The 408-nt window shown below is 64.2% G+C and carries 1 protein-coding gene; it reads left to right on the top strand.

Going from position 1 to position 408, the window contains the following annotated elements:
- Positions 1-294: hypothetical protein (locus DPV79_RS41735; RefSeq protein WP_208866790.1), on the top strand; the 294-nt coding region annotated here is incomplete at its 5' end.
- Positions 295-408: the final 114 nt, after the last annotated feature.

The raw sequence follows: 408 nt of genomic DNA, 5'->3' as shown, positions 1-408 counted from the left end.
CTGTTCCGCTCGGAGGTGATCGCCGACGCGCTGTTCCGGCGCATGGGGCCGTTCGCGATTCGCGATTTGCGCCGCGCCGTCGAGGCGGGACTGTTCAGCGTCTCCGATCCCGATCTCGTCTGGCACCTGAGCGCGCACGCGATTGTCGGCGCCAGCCTCGCCATCACCACGGGCCGGATCTCGGGCAGCGTCAAGGACGAGATCGTCGTGCGCCTGCTCTGCATGACCGGCATCGGTATCGAGGCGGCCACGGCACTCGCGGCGCGTCCGCGGCCCGCTTCCGTGATCGCATAGATCGCATAAACGAGTGATTCACACCATCGGCGTAATTGACGGGTTTAAACCATGCACATTCGTACAGCTTCGAAAACCGACGCACACGCCATCAGCGCAGTGGCGGTCCAAACA

The sequence above is a fragment of the Burkholderia reimsis genome (genome assembly GCF_003294055.1).
Lineage (GTDB): Bacteria > Pseudomonadota > Gammaproteobacteria > Burkholderiales > Burkholderiaceae > Burkholderia > Burkholderia cepacia.
This window is presented reverse-complemented; position numbering and strand designations above follow the sequence as displayed.